The organism is Sphingomonas sp. BL-S-05 (assembly GCF_055521695.1).
Genome location: NZ_CM145499.1, coordinates 2,971,321 through 2,990,412, shown reverse-complemented (window position 1 = coordinate 2,990,412; position 19,092 = coordinate 2,971,321). Strand labels below are relative to the sequence as shown.

At 68.0% G+C, this 19,092-nt stretch carries 16 protein-coding genes; 10 read left to right on the top strand and 6 right to left on the bottom strand.

The annotated features are described in order from the left end of the window. The first annotated feature begins 2 nt into the window (after nucleotides 1-2). From prsK to ACZ1JS_RS13940, 4 genes are read left to right on the top strand one after another with little or no spacing between them, the layout of a single operon-like run. Entirely contained in the window at nucleotides 3-2,051 is a 2,049-nt protein-coding gene (gene prsK, locus ACZ1JS_RS13955; protein ID WP_465166585.1) for an XrtA/PEP-CTERM system histidine kinase PrsK, read from the top strand. Continuing rightward, complete coding sequence (prsR, locus tag ACZ1JS_RS13950; RefSeq protein WP_465166584.1) at nucleotides 2,048-3,403, top strand: PEP-CTERM-box response regulator transcription factor; 1,356 nt, start codon at nucleotides 2,048-2,050, stop codon at nucleotides 3,401-3,403. The genes prsK and prsR overlap by 4 nt, the downstream gene beginning before the upstream one ends. Beyond that, complete coding sequence (locus ACZ1JS_RS13945; RefSeq protein WP_465166583.1) at nucleotides 3,387-5,441, top strand: tetratricopeptide repeat protein; 2,055 nt, start codon at nucleotides 3,387-3,389, stop codon at nucleotides 5,439-5,441. The genes prsR and ACZ1JS_RS13945 overlap by 17 nt, the downstream gene beginning before the upstream one ends. A 20-nt stretch (nucleotides 5,442-5,461) precedes the next feature. Next, a complete protein-coding gene (locus ACZ1JS_RS13940; protein WP_465166582.1) occupies nucleotides 5,462-6,271 on the top strand; it encodes a DUF815 domain-containing protein in 810 nt (269 codons plus the stop codon). A 25-nt stretch (nucleotides 6,272-6,296) separates the two neighbouring features. Here the strand turns inward: ACZ1JS_RS13940 and ACZ1JS_RS13935 are convergent, their stop codons facing one another. After that, nucleotides 6,297-8,066, bottom strand: a complete 1,770-nt coding sequence (locus ACZ1JS_RS13935) for an ATP-binding cassette domain-containing protein (RefSeq protein WP_465166581.1) — start codon at nucleotides 8,064-8,066, stop codon at nucleotides 6,297-6,299. Between the two features lie 98 nt (nucleotides 8,067-8,164). Here ACZ1JS_RS13935 and ACZ1JS_RS13930 point away from each other — a divergent pair, with 98 nt between their 5' ends. The 3 genes from ACZ1JS_RS13930 to ACZ1JS_RS13920 are packed head-to-tail and all read left to right on the top strand — an operon-like array spanning nucleotide 8,165 to nucleotide 10,571. Continuing rightward, nucleotides 8,165-8,467 carry a PepSY domain-containing protein gene (locus tag ACZ1JS_RS13930; RefSeq protein ID WP_345877237.1) on the top strand — a complete coding sequence of 101 codons (303 nt, stop codon included), beginning with the start codon at nucleotides 8,165-8,167 and terminating at the stop codon, nucleotides 8,465-8,467. 21 nt (nucleotides 8,468-8,488) lie between these two features. After that, nucleotides 8,489-9,178 (top strand): response regulator transcription factor, encoded by a 690-nt coding sequence (locus ACZ1JS_RS13925; protein ID WP_056458383.1) that lies wholly within the window; start codon nucleotides 8,489-8,491, stop codon nucleotides 9,176-9,178. A 7-nt stretch (nucleotides 9,179-9,185) separates the two neighbouring features. Then, complete coding sequence (locus tag ACZ1JS_RS13920) at nucleotides 9,186-10,571, top strand: sensor histidine kinase (RefSeq protein ID WP_465166580.1); 1,386 nt, start codon at nucleotides 9,186-9,188, stop codon at nucleotides 10,569-10,571. Here the strand turns inward: ACZ1JS_RS13920 and ACZ1JS_RS13915 are convergent. The 4 genes from ACZ1JS_RS13915 to pdxH all read right to left on the bottom strand — a co-directional run bounded on the left by ACZ1JS_RS13915 (nucleotide 10,493) and on the right by pdxH (nucleotide 13,931). Further along, nucleotides 10,493-11,554 carry an LLM class flavin-dependent oxidoreductase gene (locus tag ACZ1JS_RS13915; protein ID WP_465166579.1) on the bottom strand — a complete coding sequence of 354 codons (1,062 nt, stop codon included), beginning with the start codon at nucleotides 11,552-11,554 and terminating at the stop codon, nucleotides 10,493-10,495. The two genes, ACZ1JS_RS13920 and ACZ1JS_RS13915, sit on opposite strands and share 79 nt — an antisense overlap. Nucleotides 11,555-11,620: 66 nt before the next feature. Continuing rightward, entirely contained in the window at nucleotides 11,621-12,403 is a 783-nt protein-coding gene (locus ACZ1JS_RS13910; protein WP_465166578.1) for a PhzF family phenazine biosynthesis protein, read from the bottom strand. Continuing rightward, nucleotides 12,403-13,359: a cation diffusion facilitator family transporter gene (locus ACZ1JS_RS13905; RefSeq protein ID WP_465166577.1), complete on the bottom strand. Its 957-nt coding sequence runs from the start codon at nucleotides 13,357-13,359 to the stop codon at nucleotides 12,403-12,405. Before ACZ1JS_RS13905 ends, ACZ1JS_RS13910 begins: the two co-directional genes overlap by 1 nt. Continuing rightward, nucleotides 13,356-13,931 carry a pyridoxamine 5'-phosphate oxidase gene (gene pdxH, locus ACZ1JS_RS13900; RefSeq protein WP_465166576.1) on the bottom strand — a complete coding sequence of 192 codons (576 nt, stop codon included), beginning with the start codon at nucleotides 13,929-13,931 and terminating at the stop codon, nucleotides 13,356-13,358. The genes ACZ1JS_RS13905 and pdxH overlap by 4 nt, the downstream gene beginning before the upstream one ends. Nucleotides 13,932-14,048: 117 nt before the next feature. Between pdxH and ku the strand changes: the two genes are divergently transcribed. Next, the gene (gene ku, locus ACZ1JS_RS13895; RefSeq protein ID WP_465166575.1) at nucleotides 14,049-14,948 is read left to right on the top strand and encodes a non-homologous end joining protein Ku; all 900 of its coding nucleotides are present in this window, start codon (nucleotides 14,049-14,051) and stop codon (nucleotides 14,946-14,948) included. A gap of 1 nt (nucleotide 14,949) precedes the next feature. After that, entirely contained in the window at nucleotides 14,950-17,361 is a 2,412-nt protein-coding gene (gene ligD, locus ACZ1JS_RS13890; protein WP_465166574.1) for a DNA ligase D, read from the top strand. Here ligD and galE read toward each other — a convergent pair whose 3' ends face one another. After that, entirely contained in the window at nucleotides 17,362-18,363 is a 1,002-nt protein-coding gene (gene galE / locus ACZ1JS_RS13885; RefSeq protein ID WP_465166573.1) for a UDP-glucose 4-epimerase GalE, read from the bottom strand. It abuts the gene before it with no gap. A gap of 65 nt (nucleotides 18,364-18,428) precedes the next feature. Between galE and msrA the strand changes: the two genes are divergently transcribed. Beyond that, a complete protein-coding gene (gene msrA / locus ACZ1JS_RS13880) occupies nucleotides 18,429-18,971 on the top strand; it encodes a peptide-methionine (S)-S-oxide reductase MsrA (RefSeq protein WP_465166572.1) in 543 nt (180 codons plus the stop codon). Nucleotides 18,972-19,092 lie beyond the last annotated feature (121 nt).

The window sequence follows — 19,092 nt, the reverse complement described above, 5'->3', positions numbered from 1 at the left end:
CGATGCTGACCGGCATCATCGTCTGGGGTCATGCGATCGCCGCCTTGCTGTTCGGCGCGCTCGCCTTCTGGACCGCCGATCGCGGCGCGGCCGATGCCGCCTTGCCGCGCGGCTGGCTGTCGCTGTCGCTGGCGCTCACCGCGCTGTGGACGCTGTCGGTCGCCGGGATCGGCGACGGGCAGGCGATCTCGCATCTGTTTGCCGGGCTGCGCACGCTCGGCTGGCTGGTACTGCTGATCGCGATTCAACATCGTGCCGGGGCGACGGGGGCGGGGCTGGGTCGCACGCTCGCTTACGGCAGCGTCGCGGCGGTTGATCTTGCGCAACTGGTCCTCGACCTCGCCGCCGCCGCCGCGCCCGCGACCCCGGCGGCGGCAATGATTGCGCAGGTGTCGACGGTGCTCGGCGTGCTGGCCGCGCTCGGCGCGTTGCTGCTGCTGCACGGCATGTTTCCGGCAGTGACCGGTGCGGCGACGCGGCTGGTGCTGTTCGCGGCCGGTGCCTTCTGGCTGATCGACGTCAATCTGTGCATCGCCGCCCGTCTGCTGGGCCAGGTGCCGGGCGAGCTGATCGCGGCGCGCGGTGTCGCGCTGGCGGCGCTGGCGCTGATCGTCGGGCTCGCCCTGTCGCGGCCGGGCGAGGGCGGGGTGCAATTGTCGCGGACCGCCACCTTCCACACGCTGTCGGTGCTGGGCCTGATCGCCTATTTCGCGGTGACGATCATGGCGACCGGCCTGATCGCGACGCTGGGTGGCGGATATGCCCGGATCGGGCAGACCGCGTTCGTGTTCGGATCGACCGTCGCGGTGCTCACCGCCGCTTCGTCGGGCTGGCTCCGGGCCTGGGTCAAGGTCAAGCTGGTCAAGCATCTCTTCGCCCATCGCTACGACTATCGCGCCGAATGGACCCGCTTCACCGAGACGCTGGGCGAACCGAAGGGCGCCGCGCCGCTCGACGAACGGCTGGTCAAGGCGGTCGCCGACCTGACCGATTCGCCCGCCGGGCTGCTGCTGGTCGCGGAAGGGGAAGGGCTGGCGGTAGAGGCGTCGTGGCGCTGGGAGGGGGATGCGCTGGGCAATGCCGGGGACAGTGTCGCGCTGGCCGGGCATCTGCGCGCGACCGGTCGCATCCTCGAACTCGATCCGCTGCGTTACCGTCCCGATGGCGCCGACGGGGCGGCGGTCCCGGCGGCGATGCTGGCGCATGGCGAGGCATGGGTGGTCGTGCCGCTGCCGCATCTCGGGCAGCTGACCGGGGCGATCCTGCTGGCGCGGCCGCTGGTCGCGCGCGCGCTCGATTGGGAGGATTTCGACCTGCTGCGCATCGCCGGGCGACAGGTGGCAAGCTATCTGGCCGAGGAGCGCGCGCAATCCGCACTTGCCGAAGCGCGCCGGTTCGAGGAATTCAACCGCCGCTTCGCCTTCATCCTGCACGATGTGAAGAACATCGTCAGCCAGCTCAGCCTCGTCGCCCGCAATGCCGTGCGTCATGCCGACAATCCCGATTTCCGCGCCGACATGGTCGCGACCCTGAACGAATCGGCCACACGAATGAACGACCTGCTCGCCCGCCTCGCCGAACGCGAGCCTGCCCGGGAACAGGCGCTGCGTCCGGTCGCGCTGGCGACCGTCGCGGCGGGATCGGCGGCGCGGTTCCGGTCGCGCGGGACCGTGGTGGTCGAGGGCTCGGCAACGCTCCATGCCTCGGCCGATCCGGTGCGGTTGCAGCAGGTGATCGACCATCTGGTCCACAACGCGCTCGATGCCGGTGGCGATGATCCGGTCCGTATCGTGCTGGGCGAAACCGGCGACCGGGTCTGGGTCGAGGTGGTCGACACCGGCATCGGCATGACGCAGCAGTTCATCCGTGACGACCTGTTCCGGCCGTTCGTTTCCTCGAAGCCGTCGGGCTTCGGCATCGGCGCGTTCGAGGCCCGCCAACTCGCGGTCGCCATGGGCGGCCATATCGACGTCGACAGCCAGCCCGGCCGGGGATCGCGCTTCCGCGTGACGCTGGCGGCGGCTGCGCCCATGCTGGAGCAAGCGGCATGACCATCCGCAAGTGCCTGTTGATCGTCGAGGACGATGCCGGGCTGCAACGCCAGTTGCGCTGGGCCTATGAAGGCTATGACATCGTCGTCGCGGGCGACCGCGAGGCGGCGATCGCCGCCGTCCGTGCCGAAGAGCCGCAGGTCGTGACGCTCGACCTCGGCCTGCCGCCCGATCCCGATGGCGTGAGCGAGGGGTTCGCGACGATGGAAGCGATCCTGCGCATCAAGCCCGATACCAAGATCGTCGTCGCCAGCGGCCATGGCGACCGGGCGAGCGCGCTGCGTGCCATCGATCTGGGCGCATGGGATTTCTATGCCAAGCCGATCGATATCGACGCGCTGGGGCTGATCGTCGCGCGCGCCTTCCACGTCCATGCGCTCGAGGCCGAGAATCGTCGGCTGGCCGAGCGGATCGAGGGGCAGGCGGTGCTGGGCGGCATGATTACCGCCGCGCCCGAAATGCTGAAGGTCACGCGGACGATCGAGCGCGTGGCGCCCGCCGACGTGTCGGTCATGCTGCTCGGCGCATCGGGCACGGGCAAGGAATTGCTGGCGCGCGGGGTCCATGACGCATCGCGTCGCAAGCGCGGCAATTTCATCGCGATCAACTGCGCGGCCATCCCCGAAACGCTACTCGAAAGCGAGCTGTTCGGGCATGAGAAGGGCGCGTTCACCGGCGCGGTCAAGACGACCGAGGGCAAGATCGAACAGGCCGCGGGCGGCACGCTGTTCCTCGACGAAATCGGCGACGTGCCGCTTGCCCTGCAGGTCAAGCTGCTGCGCTTCCTCCAGGAACGGGTGATCGAACGGATCGGCGGGCGCAAGCCGATCCCGGTCGACACGCGGATCGTGTGCGCGACGCATCGCGATATCGACGCGATGGTCGCCGATGGCCGCTTCCGCGAGGACCTTTATTACCGGCTGGCAGAGATCGTGGTGCGCATCCCGTCGCTCAGCGAACGACCGGGCGACCCGGCGCTGCTGGCGCGCCATTTCCTCGATCGGCACGCGGCGCAGATGGGATTGGGGCAGAAGCGTTTCGCCCCCGACGCGCTCGCCGCGATCGAGGCATGGGGCTGGCCCGGCAATGTCCGCGAGCTGGAAAACCGGGTGAAGCGCGCCGCGATCATGGCCGATGGCAAGGCGGTGACCGCCGCCGATCTCGATCTGGGTGCCGCGCAGGCGACATCGGGACCGATCAACCTGAAGGCGGTGCGCGAGGCGGCAGACCGGTCGGCGATCCGATCGGCGCTGGCGCAGGCGAAGGGCAATATCTCGGGCACCGCGCGGTTGCTCGGGATCAGCCGCCCGACGCTCTACGACCTGATGAAAAGCTATGACCTGCAACCCTGACCGATCGATCCGCGCGCTGCTCGGCATCAGCGGGCTGGCGATCGTCGCGGGCATGCTCGCGACGATCGGCGGTGTGCTGCCGGCGCATGCCGATGCCGCCGATGCGAAGACCAAACTCGCCCAGGCGTTGGCGCAATATGAAGGCGGGCATTGGACGCAGGCACGCCAGGCGGCACAGGCGGCGACGGTCGCCGATCCGAACTACGGTCTGGCGCAGGCGGTGTTGGCGCGCACCCATCTGGTGCTGGGCGAAGGGGCGGCGGCACAGGGCGCGATCGACCGGGCGGTGGCGGCGGGCTTCGATCCCGAGCGGGTCCATCAACTCCGCGCCCATGCCAGGCTGCTGCAAGGCGACGCGACCGGCGCGATCGCCGAGGCCGGTAAGGCCCTTGCGCGCTACCGCCCCTATGCCGACCGCATCCGGGCACAGGCGGTTGCGGCGGGTGGCGACGTCGCCGCCGGGCTGAACGCGCTCGAAGCCATCGTTGCGCGGGCACCTCGGGATGCCGCCGCGTGGGTCGCGCTGGGGCAGATGCGGCTGGGCGCCGGCGACATGGTCGGCGCGATCAATGCCGCAGCGGTGGCGGTGAAGGCGGCGCCGTCGTCTCCCGACGCGCTCCGCCTGCGCGCCGAAACGGTGCGCGCGCAATATGGGCTGGTCGCCGCGCTGCCGTGGTTCGAGGCGGCGTTGCAGCGCGATCCATATGGTTACGACACCCTCATCGAATATGCTGCGACGCTCGGCGATGCCGGCCGGGCCAGCGCGATGCTGGACGCGGTGCGGCGGGCGATGGCGGTCCGGCCCGACAGCGCGCAGGGCTATTATCTGCAGGCGGTGCTCGCGGCACGCGCGGGCGATTACGATACCGCGCGCAGCATCCTCGACAGGACCGGGCGCGGCGTCGCCGGGGTGCCGGGGGCATTGCTGCTCGGCGCCTCGATCGATCTCGCGCAGGGGAATGAGGGGCAGGCGGCGGTCGCGCTACGCGAACTGGTCGCGCGGCAGCCGACCAACGTCACCGCGCGCAAGCTGCTGGCCTTGGCGCTGTTGCGGAGCAATGCCGCGCAGGACGCACTCGACTATATCCGCCCGGCGGCGGTGCGCGGCGATGCCGACAGCTATACGCTGACCCTGACGGCGCGGGCGATGGAGCGGCTGGGCGACCGCGCAGGTGCGGCGGCGATGCTCGACCGCGCCGCCTCGCCCGCGCGCGGTCGCTCGAGCGCATTCGCGCCTGACGACGATCTGGCGATGCTGGCCGAGGATGCGCGGCTGACCCCCGGCGATCCGGCGGTGGCGGTGCCCTATATCCGCGCGCTGGCGGCGGCGGGCAACACCGCCGAAGCGGTCGCGGCGGCCCGGCGGGTCACGGCGGCCAATCCCGGCGCGCCCGCCGCGCAACTGGTGCTCGGCGATGCGCTGTCCGCCGCCGGGCGGATGGGTGAGGCGGCCGATGCCTATGCCCGCGCTGCCGCGACCCGCTTCGACGAGTCGACGATGCTGCGACTCGTCGATGCCCGCGACCGCGCCGGGCAGCGCGCGCAGGCGAGCGCGGCGCTGTCGCTCTATCTTGCGCAGAACCCGACGAGCGTCGCCGCGCTGCGGCTCGCGGGGCAGTGGCAGGCGGCGGCAGGCGACGACGCTGCCGCGATCGACACGCTCGAACGGCTGCGCGCGCTGGTCGGCGATGGCGATGCGGCGGTGCTGGCCGGACTCGCCAACGCTTATGCCGGCACCGGACAGCCGGGCATCGCGCAGGATTATGCCGCTGCCGCCTACCGCATCGCGCCGGCCAATCCGCTGGTCGCCGATGCGCTCGGCTGGGCGCTATTCGCCAACGACAATATCGGCGCGGCGATCCCGGTGATGGCGAAGGCGGTGCGGATCGCCCCCGCCCATGCCGGCATCCGCTGGCACATGGCACAGATCGCCGCCGCTGCCGGGGACCGTCCGGCGGCCATCGCCAATGCCCGCGCGGCATTGGCGGACAAGGGCTTTGCCAATCGCGCCGCGGCGCAGGCGTTGATCGCGGGGTAGCGGCTGGTTAGGGCGGCGGCATGACCGATCCGCTCCTTCGCATCGCCGCCGCGCTCGAACGCCTGTCGCCACCGCCGCCGCCCGCCGCCGATCCGCTGGCGCATCCGGCCTATGGCTGGGACGGGGCGGTGCTGTCGGCCGCGCGCGGGTTCCGGCCGTTGCCGATCGGGCGGCTGGTCGGGATCGATGCGCAACGCGACGCGCTGACCGCCAATCTCGCAAGGCTGTCGGCGGGGGCGGCGGCGCATGACGTGCTGCTCTGGGGCGCGCGCGGCACCGGCAAGTCGGCGCTGGTCAAGGCGGCGGTGGGGCAGGTGCAGGCCGATGGCGGCAGGCTGGCGCTGGTCGAGGCACCGGCGACCGCCCTCGCCAGACTGCCCGCGCTGTTCGCGCTGCTGGCATCGGTCGAGCGGGCGTTCGTGGTGTTCGTCGACGATCTGGGCTTCGACACGCCCGCCGATGGCCGCGCGCTGCGATCGTTGCTGGAGGGCGGCGCGGAAGGGCGCCCGCCGAACGTGCGGCTGATCGTCACCGCCAACCGCCGCCATCTAGTCCCCCGCGACCTCAAGGAACAGGACAGCGCCATCAACCCGCGCGACGGCATCGACGATGCGCTGGCGCTGGCCGACCGCTTCGGCCTGTCGCTCGGCTTCCACGTCGTCGATCAGGACCATTATGTCGCGATCGTCGAACGCTATTGCGCCGCGTACGACCTGCCGTTCGATGCGCAGGCGGCGATCAACTGGGCCACGAAACGCGGCAGCCGCTCCGGGCGCGTGGCGTGGCAATATGTGACCGAACTGGCCGGACAGCACGGCAAGGCCATCTAATTCCTCCCCGGCACGGGGAGGAGCTTCAGGCCTCGGCCATCTCCGCCAGCGCCAGCCAGCGCTCCTCCGCCGCATCCTTTTCGGCCCGCGCTTTCTCGATCTGCGCGGTCAGTGCTGCGAAGCGTTTCGGGTCTTTGGTGTACAGCACCGGATCGGCCAGCAGCGCCTCGTCGCGTTCGATCGCCGCCTCCAGTTCCTCGATCCGGCCGGGCAGCAGGTCGAGGTCCCGCTGGTCCTTGTAGCTCATCTTGGTCGATTTGGGCTTCGGCGCGGCCTCGACCGGCTTCGCGGCCTTGGCCTTCGCCACGGTCCGCTCGCGCCGTTTCGCGACCCAGTCGGCATAGCCACCCGGCACGACATCGACATGGCCGCTGCCGTCCAGCCCCAGCGTCACCGTCACCGTCCGGTCGAGAAAGTCGCGGTCGTGGCTGACGATCAGCACCGTGCCGGCATAATCGCCGATCACCTCCTGCAACAGATCGAGCGTTTCGAGGTCGAGATCGTTGGTCGGTTCGTCGAGCACCAGCAGGTTCGACGGCCGCGCGAACTCGCGTGCCAGCAACAGCCGCGACCGCTCACCGCCCGACAGCGTGCCGATCCGCGCCTCGGCGATTGACGGGTCGAACAGGAACTCCTTGAGATAGCCATGGACGTGCTTCTTGGATCCGTTGACCTCGATCCAGTCGCCGCCATCGGCCAGCACGTCGCGCACGCGCTTTTCGGGCGCCATCAGCTTGCGCTGCTGGTCGATGACGATCCCGTCCAGCGTCTGCGCACGCATGATCTTGCCCGCATCCGGCTCCAGATCGCCGGTCAGCAGCCGCAGCAGCGTCGTCTTGCCCGCGCCATTGCCGCCGACGATGCCGATCCGGTCGCCGCGCCGCACCCGCAGCGAAAAGTCCTTGAGCACCGTGCGGTCGCCGAACGCCTTGGTCACATGCTCGGCGTCGATCACGACCTTGGTCTTGGTGTCGTCGGCCTCGACCTGGATCTTGGCGGTGCCCTGCGGCCCCTGCATCGCCGCGCGCTGCGCCCGCAATTCGTGCAGCTTTTCGAGCCGCCCCATGTTGCGCTTGCGCCGCGCGGTGACGCCGCGGTGGAGCCAATGCTCCTCGATCTTCAGTTTCGCGTCCAACCGCTGCGCCGCGCGCTCCTCTTCGGCGGCGGCCTGTTCCATCCACGCTTCGAACCCGCCGAACCCGATCTCCGCCCGGCGGATGCCGCCGCGGTCGAGCCACAGGGTCGATTTGGTCAGCCGCGTCAGGAAGGTACGGTCGTGGCTGATGACGATGAACGCACCGTTGAAGCGGTTGAGCCACTCCTCCAGCCATTCGATCGCCGACAGGTCGAGATGGTTGGTCGGCTCGTCGAGCAGCAGCACGTCAGGATTTTCGGCCAGCGCCCGCGCGATCGCCGCGCGCCGCCGCTCGCCGCCCGACGCCGTGGCGGCTTCGCGGTTCAGGTCGATGCCCAGCTGGTCGGCGATCGCGTCGACCTCATGCTCGGCGGGGGCCCGCGGCCCGCGCAGGGCGAAGTCGCGCAGCGTCGCATAGCCGTCGACCTTCGGATCCTGTTCCAGCAGCACGACATGCGTGCCCGGTACGATCGTCCGCCGCCCTTCATCGGCATCGATCGACCCGGCGATCAGCTTCAGCAGCGTCGTCTTGCCGGCACCATTGCGCCCGATCAGCGCCAGCCGGTCCCGCTGCCCGACATGGATGTCGAGCCCGCGAAACAGCCAGCCATTGCCCTGGATCAATCCAAGGCCCTCATAGGACAATATCGGTGCAGCCATGTGTGGCAGGTAAGCCGCAGTCGCGAACGAAGCAAGTTACGCCAGCCTGTCTGCCCTATTCACGGGGTGTTCAACGCCCTGCCCCTATGCCACGCCCTATGTCGATGGTCGTTCGGTTCCTCGTTCTGGGATTGCTGGCGGTATCGGGGGTCGCGCAGGCGATGCCCGATCAGTTGCTGCGCGATCATCAGGCGGCCCGGACCGCGCGGGCGGAAGGCAGGATCCTGCCGCTGCGCGAGATCGAGCGCCGCGTCGTGCCACAGGTTCGCGGCGCGCAGTATCTCGGCTTCGACTATGATCCCGATCGCGGGATTTACACGCTCAAATTCCTGCGCGATGGGGCGGTGATCTGGGTCGATGTCGATGCCCGTACCGGCCAGGTCACCGGCCGCAGTCGTTAAGCAACTAGGGGAGAACAGCCGATGCGCGTCCTGATCGTCGAGGACGAACCCAATCTCGGCCGCCAGCTGCGTGCCACGCTGGAGGGCGCGGGCTATGCCGTCGACCTCGCCACCGATGGCGAGGAGGGGCATTTCCTCGGGTCGACCGAAACCTATGACGCGATCATCCTCGACCTCGGCCTGCCCGAGATCGACGGGCTGACCGTGCTCGACCGCTGGCGCAAGGAAGGGCGCAGTGCCCCGGTGCTGGTGCTGACCGCGCGCGACAGCTGGTCGGACAAGGTCGCGGGGCTGGATGCCGGCGCCGATGACTATGTCGCCAAGCCGTTCCAGACCGAAGAGCTGATCGCCCGCCTGCGCGCGCTGATCCGCCGCGCGTCGGGCAACGCCTCGGCCGAACTGACCGCGGGCGACATTCGCCTCGACACGCGTTCGGGCAAGGTCACGCGCGCCGGCGAGCCCGTCAAGCTGACCGCGCAGGAGTATAAGCTGCTGAGCTACCTGCTGCATCACAAGGGCAAGGTCGTCAGCCGCACCGAGCTGATCGAACATATCTACGATCAAGATTTCGACCGCGATTCGAACACGATCGAAGTGTTCGTGACGCGCATCCGCAAGAAGCTGGGCGCCGACGTCATCACCACGATCCGGGGTCTCGGCTACAGCCTCGACGAACCGGGCGCGCCGAAGCCGGCGGGCGCCGAGGACTGAGCACAACATGGCGACCGGCGCCGACCCTGCCCCCCGCGCGCCGGCGCCGCGGCCCTATGTCCGGGTGACGGGGTCGCTGTCGCGGCGGATGATCGTCGTCGCGGCGCTGTGGATCATGCTGCTGCTGGCCGGCGGCGGCTTCGCGCTCGACCGCGTGCTGGTGTCGGCGGTGACGCGCAACACCGATGACGGGCTCGAATATCTGCTCAACTCGTTGATCGTTTCGGCAGAGATCGATTCGACCGGCGAGGTGACGTTCAACCGCCAGCTGTCCGACCAGCGGTTCCTCGAACCCTATTCGGGGCTGTACTGGCAGGTGAGCGGCCCAGGGCACGAAACCTGGCCGTCGCGTTCGCTCTGGGACCGCAAGTTGCCGGTCGATCGCAGCCATCGCTACACTGATATCCGCGTCTATGACGCCAAACCCTTTCCCGAACAGAAGCTGCGCATCGTCGAGCGCGACCTGACGCTGCCGGGATCGCCGACCGTCTGGCGGTTCCAGGTCGCCGAATCGCGCGACGTGCTCGACGGGCTGATCGCCGCGCTGCGCAAGACGCTGGTACGCTCCTTCGCGCTGCTTGGGCTGGGGCTGATCGTCATGGCGACTCTCCAGACCTGGTACGGCCTGCTGCCCTTGCGCGCCGTGCGCGATGCGATCGCGCGGCTGCGCGCCGGGCAATCGGCGCGGGTCGAGGGATCGATGCCCGCCGAGGTCGCACCGCTGGTCGAGGAACTCAACGCGCTGGTCGAACATAATGACCGGCAGGCGGAGGAGGCGCGGCGCCATGCCGGCAACCTCGCCCATGCGTTGAAGACCCCGCTGACCGTCATCATGAACGCCGCCGCTGCCGGGCAGGACGATCTGGCCGACACCGTCATCCGCGAGGCGCGGACGATGCGGCGGCAGGTCGACCACCATCTCGCCCGCGCCCGCGCGGTGGGGCGGCGCGGATCGGCGCACAGCCGCGCGGAGGTCTGGACGTCTGTCGAGGCGGTCGAGCGTGCCGTCGCCCGTCTCTATCCCAATGTCCGCATCGATATCGACGGGCAGAAGGATCTGGTGGCGCGGATCGAGCGGCAGGACCTCGACGAAATTCTCGGCAATCTGGTCGAGAACGCCGCCAAATATGGCGGGGGCAGCGTATTCGTGACCGTGCGCGCCGATGCCGGCTTCGTCGAACTTCTGGTCGAGGATGACGGGCGCGGCATCCCGGAGGCCGACCGGCTGCGCATCTTCGACCGTGGCGTCCGGCTCGATTCGGGAAAGCCCGGCACCGGTCTCGGCCTCGCCATCGTCCGCGACGTCGCGGAGATTTACGAGGGCACCGCCTCGCTCGAGGAAAGCGAGGACCTGGGCGGATTGCTGGTCAGGTTGCGGCTGCCGGCTGCCTGAAGGTCGCGCATCGCCTCTGCGGCGATCGTCACGCTGCGCTTGCGCGCCTGCGGATCGAACATCGCGCCGGTGATGATGACCTCATCGACCTGCGTGCGATCGATGAACCTTGCCAGCTCCGCGCGCACCGTCTCCGGCCCGCCGATCGCCGAACATTCGAGGACATGGTCGAGAATCGCATTGCCCTGTGCCCCGATCCGCTCGCGATAGCCGTCGACCGGCGGGGGCAGCTCGATCGGCTGACCGGTACGGATCGCGACGAACATCTGTTCGGTCGAACTGGCAAGCAGCCTTGCCTCGTCATCGGTATCGGCCGCGAGCACGTTGAACGCGGCGGCGGCATAGGGCTTGTCGAGCACTGCCGATGGCCGGAAGTTGCGCCGATAGGCCTCCAGCGCCTGATCGAGCGCGGCCGGCGCGAAGTGCGAGGCGAACGCATAGGGCAGGCCGAGCATGGCCGCCAGTTGCGCACCGAACAGCGACGATCCGAGAATCCACAGATCAACCTTCGCCCCGGCCCCCGGCACTGCACGAATGCCCCCGCGCGCGTCATCGGCGAAGTAGCGCTGCAACTCGACCACGTCCTGCGGAAAGGCGTTGGGATCGCTGTCCAGGGTCCGACGCAGCGCGCGGGCGACGATCTGGTCCGATCCCGGTGCACGACCCAAACCAAGGTCGATTCGCCCCGGATACAGCGCGTCGAGCGTGCCGAACTGTTCGGCGATGGTCAGCGGCGCATGGTTGGGCAGCATGATCCCGCCCGCCCCGACGCGGATCGCCTTGGTGGCGGCGGCGATATGGCCGATCACCACCGCCGTCGCCGCGCTGGCGATGCCGGGCATGCCGTGATGTTCGGCCACCCAATAGCGGTGATAGCCAAGGGCTTCTGCATGGGCGGCAAGGTCGGCAGCGGCGGCCAGCGCTTCGCTGGGAGTGCCTCCCTGACGAACGGGGACGAGGTCGAGCATCGAATAGCGGGTCATGGCAAGGAGATGGGGCGTCGGTTGCCGATTGCTACCCAACGCCGCATTGCCCGGCCCCAAGCAAAGCTACGGCAACAACTCGCCTCGCATCACGGTGACGCACTGCCCGCCCAATAGGGCACGATCCCCGGCCAGCCGACAGGTCAGATGCCCGCCCCGCGCGCTGGCCTGATAGGCGGTGAAGCGCTCGCGTCCCAGCCGTTCGGCCCAGAAGGGGGCGAGCGCGGCATGGGCGGATCCGGTCACCGGATCCTCATCGACGCCCCATGCGGGCACGAACACCCGGCTGACGATATCGGCGACATCGCCGGGCGCGGTGACGATCGCCATCACCTCGCACGCCGACAGCGCCGCCATGTCCGGCGCACAGGCGCGCACCGCCGCCGCGTCGGAGAGCAGGATGATGCTGGTCTGCTGCGCGCCGGAAACGCTGGCGAACACCTCGCCCTCGCAGCCCAGCGCCGCCAGCAACGCCGCATCCGGCGCGGGTGCGACGCGCGTCACCGGCAGGTCGAGCGTATAGCCATCGCCGTCGCGCCCGACGGTCAGCACCCCTGCCTTGCGCGTGGCGAAGCGGACCGCGTCGCGATCGCCCAGCACGACATGCCCGCTCGCCAGCGTGGCATGGCCGCACATCGCGACCTCGACGGTTGGGGTGAACCAGCGCAGTTCATAGTCTGCCGCGCCGTCTATCGGCACGAGGAACGCCGTTTCCGACAGATTATGTTCGAGCGCGATCGACTGAAGCAAGGCGTCGTCGGGCCATGCGTCAAGCAGCATCACCGCCGCCGGATTGCCCGCGAACGGCCGGTCGGCGAACGCGTCGACGACCGTGAAAGGCATTGCCATCAATAGCTGCCCACGCGCTTGCCGAACCAATGCGGGGTCACGTCTGCTTCCACCAGCGGGTTGTCGGTGTCGACATGGCCTTCGGGATCGAGATGTATAAGCACCTCCACCTTGGGAAAGGCGCGGCGCAGCGCGTGTTCGACATTTTCCACCACGTCGTGCGCATCGGCGACGGTCATGTCGCGCGCGACCTCCATATGGAATTGCGCGAAGTCGTGGCTGCCCGAACGGCGCGTGCGGAAGTCGTGGATGCCGCGCAACCCGTCCTGCCGGGCGGCGACGTCGAGGAACGCGCGGCGTTCCTCCTCCGGCCATTCCTTGTCCATCAACTGGTCGATCGCCTGGCTCGACGCCTGGAACGCGCCCCAGCCCAGCCATAGCGCGATCAAGATGCCCATCACCGGATCGGCGCCGCGAATGTGGAAGACCTGGTCGAGCACCATCGCGACGATCACCGCGAGGTTGAGCAACAGGTCGGACTGGTAATGGACATTGTCGGCCCGGATCGCGACCGATCCCGTGCGGTTGATGATGCTGCGCTGGTAGGCGAGCAGCGCGAAGGTCGCGATCATCGCGATCACCGACACGCCGATGCCGAATTCGACATCCTGCGTCTCGCCCGGCGCGCCGAAGGCGGCGATCGCCCGCCATGCGATGCCCGCTGCGGAGGCGGTGATGAGCATCACCTGGAACAGTGCCGCCAGCGCCTCCGCCTTGCCGTGGCCGAAGCGATGGTCATGGTCGGCGGGCGTCGCGGCGAGGCGCACGCCGTACAGCGTCACGAGGCTGGCGAGCAGGTCGAGCGCGGTGTCGGCAAGGCTGCCCAGCATCGCCACCGACCCGGTATGCCATGCCGCGAACCCCTTCAGTCCCAGCAGGAACAGCGCCATCGTCACCGACGCGATGGCGGCGCGGGTGGCGAGCGGGATCACCCGCTTGCGTTCGGTCTCGGTCATGGGAACAGCAATCCTTCCGACCAGCCATGGGCGGTCGCGGTGAACAGGCGGCGTTCGTGCAGCCGGTGCGCACGATCCTGCCAGAACTCGATGACCTTCGGCGTCACGCGATAACCGCCCCAAAAGGGTGGGCGCGGCACGTCTTGCCCCTCGAACCGCGCCGACATTTCGGCAAAGCGGGTCTCGAAGGTTTCGCGCGAATCGAGCGGACGCGACTGGTCGGATGCCCATGCGCCGAGCTGCGAATCGCGGCCGCGCGACGCGAAATAGGCGTCGGATTCGGCATCGCTCGCCAAGGTCACCGGCCCTTCGATCCGGATCTGCCGACGCAGCGATTTCCAGTGGAACAGCAACGCCGCATTGGGATTGGCGGCGAGATCGGCAGCCTTGCGCCCCTCACGATTGGTGTAGAAGACGAAGCCATCGGGGCCATGACCCTTGAGCAGCACCATCCGCACCGAAGGGCGTCCGGCGGCATCGGCGGTCGCCAGCGCCATTGCATTGGGATCATTGGGTTCGCTGGTTTTGGCTTCGGCGAACCATTGATCGAACAGGTCGAAAGGATCGGTCATGCGGCGCCACATACGCGCTTTCGTCGATCATTTCACCCCGGCGCGATCGATGCGCGCGGAACGACTCATTCCGCTGCGAATTGAATCGGTTGAGCAACGATCCAGGGGAAAATGGCGATGGCGGCGCGCGCATATTGGCAGGGGCAGATCCGCCTCGCCCTCGTCTCGATCCCGGTCGAAATCTACAGCGCGACCAAATCGGGGGCGAGCATCAGCTTTCGCCAGATCCACGAACCCAGCGGCAAGCCGATCCATTACGAGAAATCGGTGACCGGCATCGGCCCCGTCGACCCCGACGAGATCATGAAGGGCTACCAGATCGAGAAGGGCGAATATGTCCTGCTCGATCAGGAAGAGATCGACGCGGTCAAGCTGGAGTCGAAGAAGACGCTCGAGTTGACCCAGTTCGTCGACGCGCACGAGATCGACGTGATCTATTACGAGAAACCCTATTTCGTGGTGCCCGCCGACGATCTGGCCGAAGAGGCGTTCATCGTGCTGCGCGAGGCGCTGAAGCGCACCAAGAAGGTCGGATTGGGCCAGTTGGCACTGCGCGGGCGCGAATATGTCGTCAGCCTCAAACCCTGTGGCCGCGGGCTGGTGCTGGAGACGCTGCGCTATGCCGATGAGGTCAACCGCGCGCAGGGCTATTTCCGCGATATTCCCGATGCCAAGCCCGACGAGGACCTGCTCGACCTTGCCGAGACGCTGATCGCCAAGAAGACCGCGAAATTCGATCCGCAGGAGTTTCACGACCGCTATGTCGACGCGCTGAAGGATCTGGTCGAGCGCAAGGTGAAGGCCAAGGGGCGCAAGATCGTCGATACCAGCGAAGAGGAACGCCCGAGCGGCGGCAATGTCGTCGACCTGATGGCCGCGCTCAAGAAATCGCTGGAGAAGGGCGGCGCGGCCAAGGCGAGCGACGACAAGCCCGCGCCCAAGAAACGCGCCGCCCCCAAGGCCAAGCCGGCCGCCAAGACCACCGCCCGCAAGCCGGCGGCGCGCAAGCGCGCCTGACATGGCCGGCAAATCCGATCCGCTGGCAAGCTATAACGCCAAGCGTGATTTCGCACGAACCGCTGAACCGGCCGGGACGCTGGCGAAAGGCAAGGGCAACCGCTTCATCGTCCAGAAGCACGACGCCACCCGGCTGCATTATGATTTCCGGTTGGAGGTCGATGGGGTGCTCAAAAGCTGGGCAGTGACGCGCGGCCCCAGCATCGACCCGGATCAGAAGCGCCTTGCCGTCCGCACCGAGGATCATCCACTGTCCTATGCGGAATTCGAAGGCGTGATCCCGGCGGGCGAATATGGCGGCGGCACGGTGATGCTGTGGGACGAGGGGACATGGTCGCCGATCAAGGGCAAGTCGGCGAAGGATTTGGAGAAGGGGCATCTCCATTTCGTGCTGGCGGGGCAGCGAATGGGCGGCGAATGGCTACTGGTCCGGCTGAAGCCCAAGGGCAAGGAAAAGCGCGAAAACTGGCTGCTGCGCAAGGTTGCCGATGGCGAAGCCGGTGGCACCGACACGCTGACCGATACGCTGCTGACCAGCGTCAAGACCGGGCGGACGATGGAGGAGATCGCCGCCGAAAAGCCGCCAGCGAAGGCGAAGAAGCGGGCGAAGGCCAAGGCAAGTCGACCCGATTTTACCGAACCGCAACTGGCGACGCTGGTCGACAGCGTGCCGGCGGGCAGCAACTGGCTGCACGAGGTCAAATATGACGGTTATCGCATCCTGATCGCGACCGGTGGCGACGGTCCGCGCCTCTATACCCGCACCGGGCTGGACTGGACGGACAAGTTTCCGGGCATCGCCGACGCGGCGGCGAGCCTGCCGCCAGGGTTGCTGCTCGATGGCGAGGTCGTCGCGCTGCACGACGGCAAGCCCGATTTCTCGACGCTGCAGGCGGCGATCAAGGAAGGCGGCGACATGCGCTGCTTCCTGTTCGACCTGCTGGTGGATCGCGAGGGCGACCGGCGCGACGAACCGCTGGTGCGGCGCAAGGAACGGTTGCAGGCGGCGCTGGCCGATGTCGATGCGCGGCTGGCCTATTCCGAGCACGTCACCGGATCGGGCGAGCAATTGTTCGAGGCGATGTGCCGCGAAGGCTATGAAGGGATCGTGTCGAAAGCGGCCGACGCCCCCTATCGTGGCATCCGGAGCAGAGCGTGGGTGAAGGTCAAATGCACCCACCGGCAGGAATTCATCATCGTCGGCTGGAGCCCCAGCGAGGCGCGCGGGCGGCCGTTCAAGTCGCTGTTGCTGGCGGTGCAGGGCGAGGACGGGTTGCGCTATGCCGGGCGGGTCGGCACCGGCTTCGATGCGGCGACGATGGCGGAAGTGCGCGACGCGCTGGCGCCGCTCGAACGCAAGACCGCGCCGCTCGACCTGCCGGCACCGGTGCGGCGCGGGGCGCGGTTCGTAAAGCCCGAACTGGTCGCCGAGATCGCCTTTGCCGAATTTACCGCCGACAATATCGTCCGCCATGCCAGCTTTCTGGGTCTCCGCGGCGACAAGGCGGCCAAGGACGTGGTGCGCGAGACGCCGGCGCCGGTCGAGCGGACATCGGCGGTGCGGATCACCAGTGCCGACCGGGTGATCTTTCCGGGCGACCGGCTGACCAAGGGCGATCTGGCTAACTATGTCGATGCGGTCGCGCCGCTGTTGCTGCCATGGGCGGCGAACCGGCCGATCAGTCTGGTGCGCTGTCCGCAGGGGCGGGCAAAAGCGTGCTTCTTCCAGAAACATGATGCGGGCAGCTTCGGTGATGCCGTCGACCGCGTCGAGATTGCCGAGAAGGATGGCGGGCGCGAACCCTATCTTTTCGTCTGCGACGCCGCCGGTCTGCTGGCCTGCGTGCAGATGGGGACGATCGAGTTTCACGGCTGGGGCGCAGGCGTCGGCGATGTCGAGCGGCCCGACCGGATGGTGTTCGACCTCGACCCCGATGAGGGGCTCGATTTCGGCGACGTGAAGCGCGCGGCGCATGACCTGCACCGGCATCTCGCCGATCTCGGGCTGGCCAGCTTTGCGATGCTCTCGGGGGGGAAGGGCGTGCATGTCGTCGTGCCGCTGACCCCGCAGGCGCAGTGGCCGGCGGTCAAGGATTTCGCCGACCGCTTCTCGCGCGCGCTGGCGCAGGCCGAACCCGATCGCTTCGTCGCGACGATGGCGAAGGCGAAGCGCAAAGGGCGCATCTTCATCGACTGGCTGCGCAACCAGCGCGGCAGCACCGCCGTGCTGCCCTATTCGGCGCGGGCACGGGCCGGGGCGCCGGTGGCGGCCCCGGTCGCATGGCGCGAACTCGACGACATCGACAGCCCGGCACGCTGGACGATTCGCGACGCCGCCGACCTGCGCCAGCGCGCCGACAGCCGGCTGCTCGCCGGCTGGGGCGTCGCCGATCAGGTGCTGCCCGAACGGTGATTACTGGGCGTGGCGCTCTGCCAGCGCGCGCTCCCACGACAGCGCGTCGCGGACGATCTGGTCCAGATCGGCATGTTGCGGGCGCCAGGGTAGCGTCGACAGGATGGTGCTGTTGTCAGCGACCAGCGCGTCGGGATCGCCGGCACGGCGCCCTTCGAGACGGCGGTCGATGGTCAGGTTGGTGACCCGGTCGACGGCGTCCAGCACCTCGAGCACCGAATAGCCGCGGCCATAGCCGGCGTTCATCGTGTGGTTCTTGGTCGGATCGGCCATCAGCAGGTCGAGCGCGTGGACATGCGCATCGGCCAGGTCGGTGACGTGGATATAATCGCGCACGCCGGTGCCGTCGGGGGTCGCGAAATCGGTGCCATAGACGCCGACATGGCTGCGCTTGCCGATCGCCGCCTCGACCGCGACCTTGATGAGGTGGGTGGCGCCCGCCGTCGACTGACCCGAGCGGCCCTTGGGGTCGGCGCCCGCCACGTTGAAATAGCGCAGCGCCGCATAGTTGATCGGATGCGCGGCGGCGACGTCGGCCAGCATGATCTCGGTCATCAGCTTCGACATGCCGTACGGATTGATCGGCTGTTTCGGGCTGTCCTCGCGCACCGGCACGACCTCGGGAATGCCGTAGGTCGCGGCGGTCGAGGAGAAGATGAAGTGCTTCACCCCTTCGGCCACCGCGCTTTCGATCAGGCTGCGCGAGGCGGCGGTGTTGTTGCGGTAATATTTGAGCGGGTTCTCGACCGATTCGGGCACGACGACCGATCCGGCGAAATGCAGGATGGCATGGACCTTGTGCTCGCGCAGCGCCGCGCGGACGGCATTGTCGTCGGCGATGTCGGCGACGACCAGTGTGGCGCGCGAATCGACCGCCCAGTCGAAGCCGGTGACCAGATTGTCGATCACGACGACATCATGTCCGGCGTCGAGCAACGCCAGCACCGCATGGCTGCCGATATACCCCGCCCCGCCCGTAACCAGAACCTTGCCGTCGCTCATCTTGTCTGTCCCCGATTGTACCGCCGAAGCGCGCGCCTATCTCCCTGACAGAAGGAGATTACGCAATGGCTACCGAACAGGCGATCTTCGCCGGTGGATGTTTTTGGTGTACCGAAGCGGTATTTCGCGATGTGATCGGCGTCGAACAGGTCGAAAGCGGCTATATCGGCGGCACGACCGAGCATCCGACCTACAAACAGGTCTGTAGTGGCGATACCGGCCATGCCGAGGCGATCCGCGTCACCTATGACCCGGCGGTGATCGGCTATGACGAGATGCTCGACATCTTCTTCGCGACGCACGACCCGACGCAGCTCAACCGGCAGGGCAATGACGTAGGTACCCAATATCGTTCGGCAATCTTCCCGATGTCGGACGCGCAGGAAGCGGCGGCGCGCGCCGGGATCGAGCGGGCGGGCGAAGGTCGCGGAAAGATCGTGACGACCATCGAACCGCTGACGACCTGGTATCCGGCCGAGGATTATCATCAGGAATATTGGGAAGGCGAAGGACAGCGCAATCCCTATTGCCTCGCGGTCATTCCGCCCAAGTTGCAGAAGCTTCGCAAGAGCTTTGCCGCGCGGACGCGGAGTGCCGAGACCGCCTGATCGCACCCGGAACCGATGTAAATGGCGCTGGCCTGTTACGGGCCTTTTGTGCAAGGGCCGTGCCAACCATGGCGCGGCCCTTGTGTCGTCCCCGGGAAATTGCTATTCGGAACATGGCCTT

Bases quoted from the DNA above. Each gene is read 5' to 3' on its own strand.
- prsK (WP_465166585.1), top strand. From the start codon at position 3: ATGCTGACCGGCATCATCGTCTGGGGTCATGCGATCGCCGCCTTGCTG.
- prsR (WP_465166584.1), top strand. From the start codon at position 2,048: ATGACCATCCGCAAGTGCCTGTTGATCGTCGAGGACGATGCCGGGCTG.
- ACZ1JS_RS13945 (WP_465166583.1), top strand. From the start codon at position 3,387: ATGACCTGCAACCCTGACCGATCGATCCGCGCGCTGCTCGGCATCAGC.
- ACZ1JS_RS13940 (WP_465166582.1), top strand. From the start codon at position 5,462: ATGACCGATCCGCTCCTTCGCATCGCCGCCGCGCTCGAACGCCTGTCG.
- ACZ1JS_RS13935 (WP_465166581.1), bottom strand. From the start codon at position 8,066: ATGGCTGCACCGATATTGTCCTATGAGGGCCTTGGATTGATCCAGGGC.
- ACZ1JS_RS13930 (WP_345877237.1), top strand. From the start codon at position 8,165: ATGTCGATGGTCGTTCGGTTCCTCGTTCTGGGATTGCTGGCGGTATCG.
- ACZ1JS_RS13925 (WP_056458383.1), top strand. From the start codon at position 8,489: ATGCGCGTCCTGATCGTCGAGGACGAACCCAATCTCGGCCGCCAGCTG.
- ACZ1JS_RS13920 (WP_465166580.1), top strand. From the start codon at position 9,186: ATGGCGACCGGCGCCGACCCTGCCCCCCGCGCGCCGGCGCCGCGGCCC.
- ACZ1JS_RS13915 (WP_465166579.1), bottom strand. From the start codon at position 11,554: ATGACCCGCTATTCGATGCTCGACCTCGTCCCCGTTCGTCAGGGAGGC.
- ACZ1JS_RS13910 (WP_465166578.1), bottom strand. From the start codon at position 12,403: ATGGCAATGCCTTTCACGGTCGTCGACGCGTTCGCCGACCGGCCGTTC.
- ACZ1JS_RS13905 (WP_465166577.1), bottom strand. From the start codon at position 13,359: ATGACCGAGACCGAACGCAAGCGGGTGATCCCGCTCGCCACCCGCGCC.
- pdxH (WP_465166576.1), bottom strand. From the start codon at position 13,931: ATGACCGATCCTTTCGACCTGTTCGATCAATGGTTCGCCGAAGCCAAA.
- ku (WP_465166575.1), top strand. From the start codon at position 14,049: ATGGCGGCGCGCGCATATTGGCAGGGGCAGATCCGCCTCGCCCTCGTC.
- ligD (WP_465166574.1), top strand. From the start codon at position 14,950: ATGGCCGGCAAATCCGATCCGCTGGCAAGCTATAACGCCAAGCGTGAT.
- galE (WP_465166573.1), bottom strand. From the start codon at position 18,363: ATGAGCGACGGCAAGGTTCTGGTTACGGGCGGGGCGGGGTATATCGGC.
- msrA (WP_465166572.1), top strand. From the start codon at position 18,429: ATGGCTACCGAACAGGCGATCTTCGCCGGTGGATGTTTTTGGTGTACC.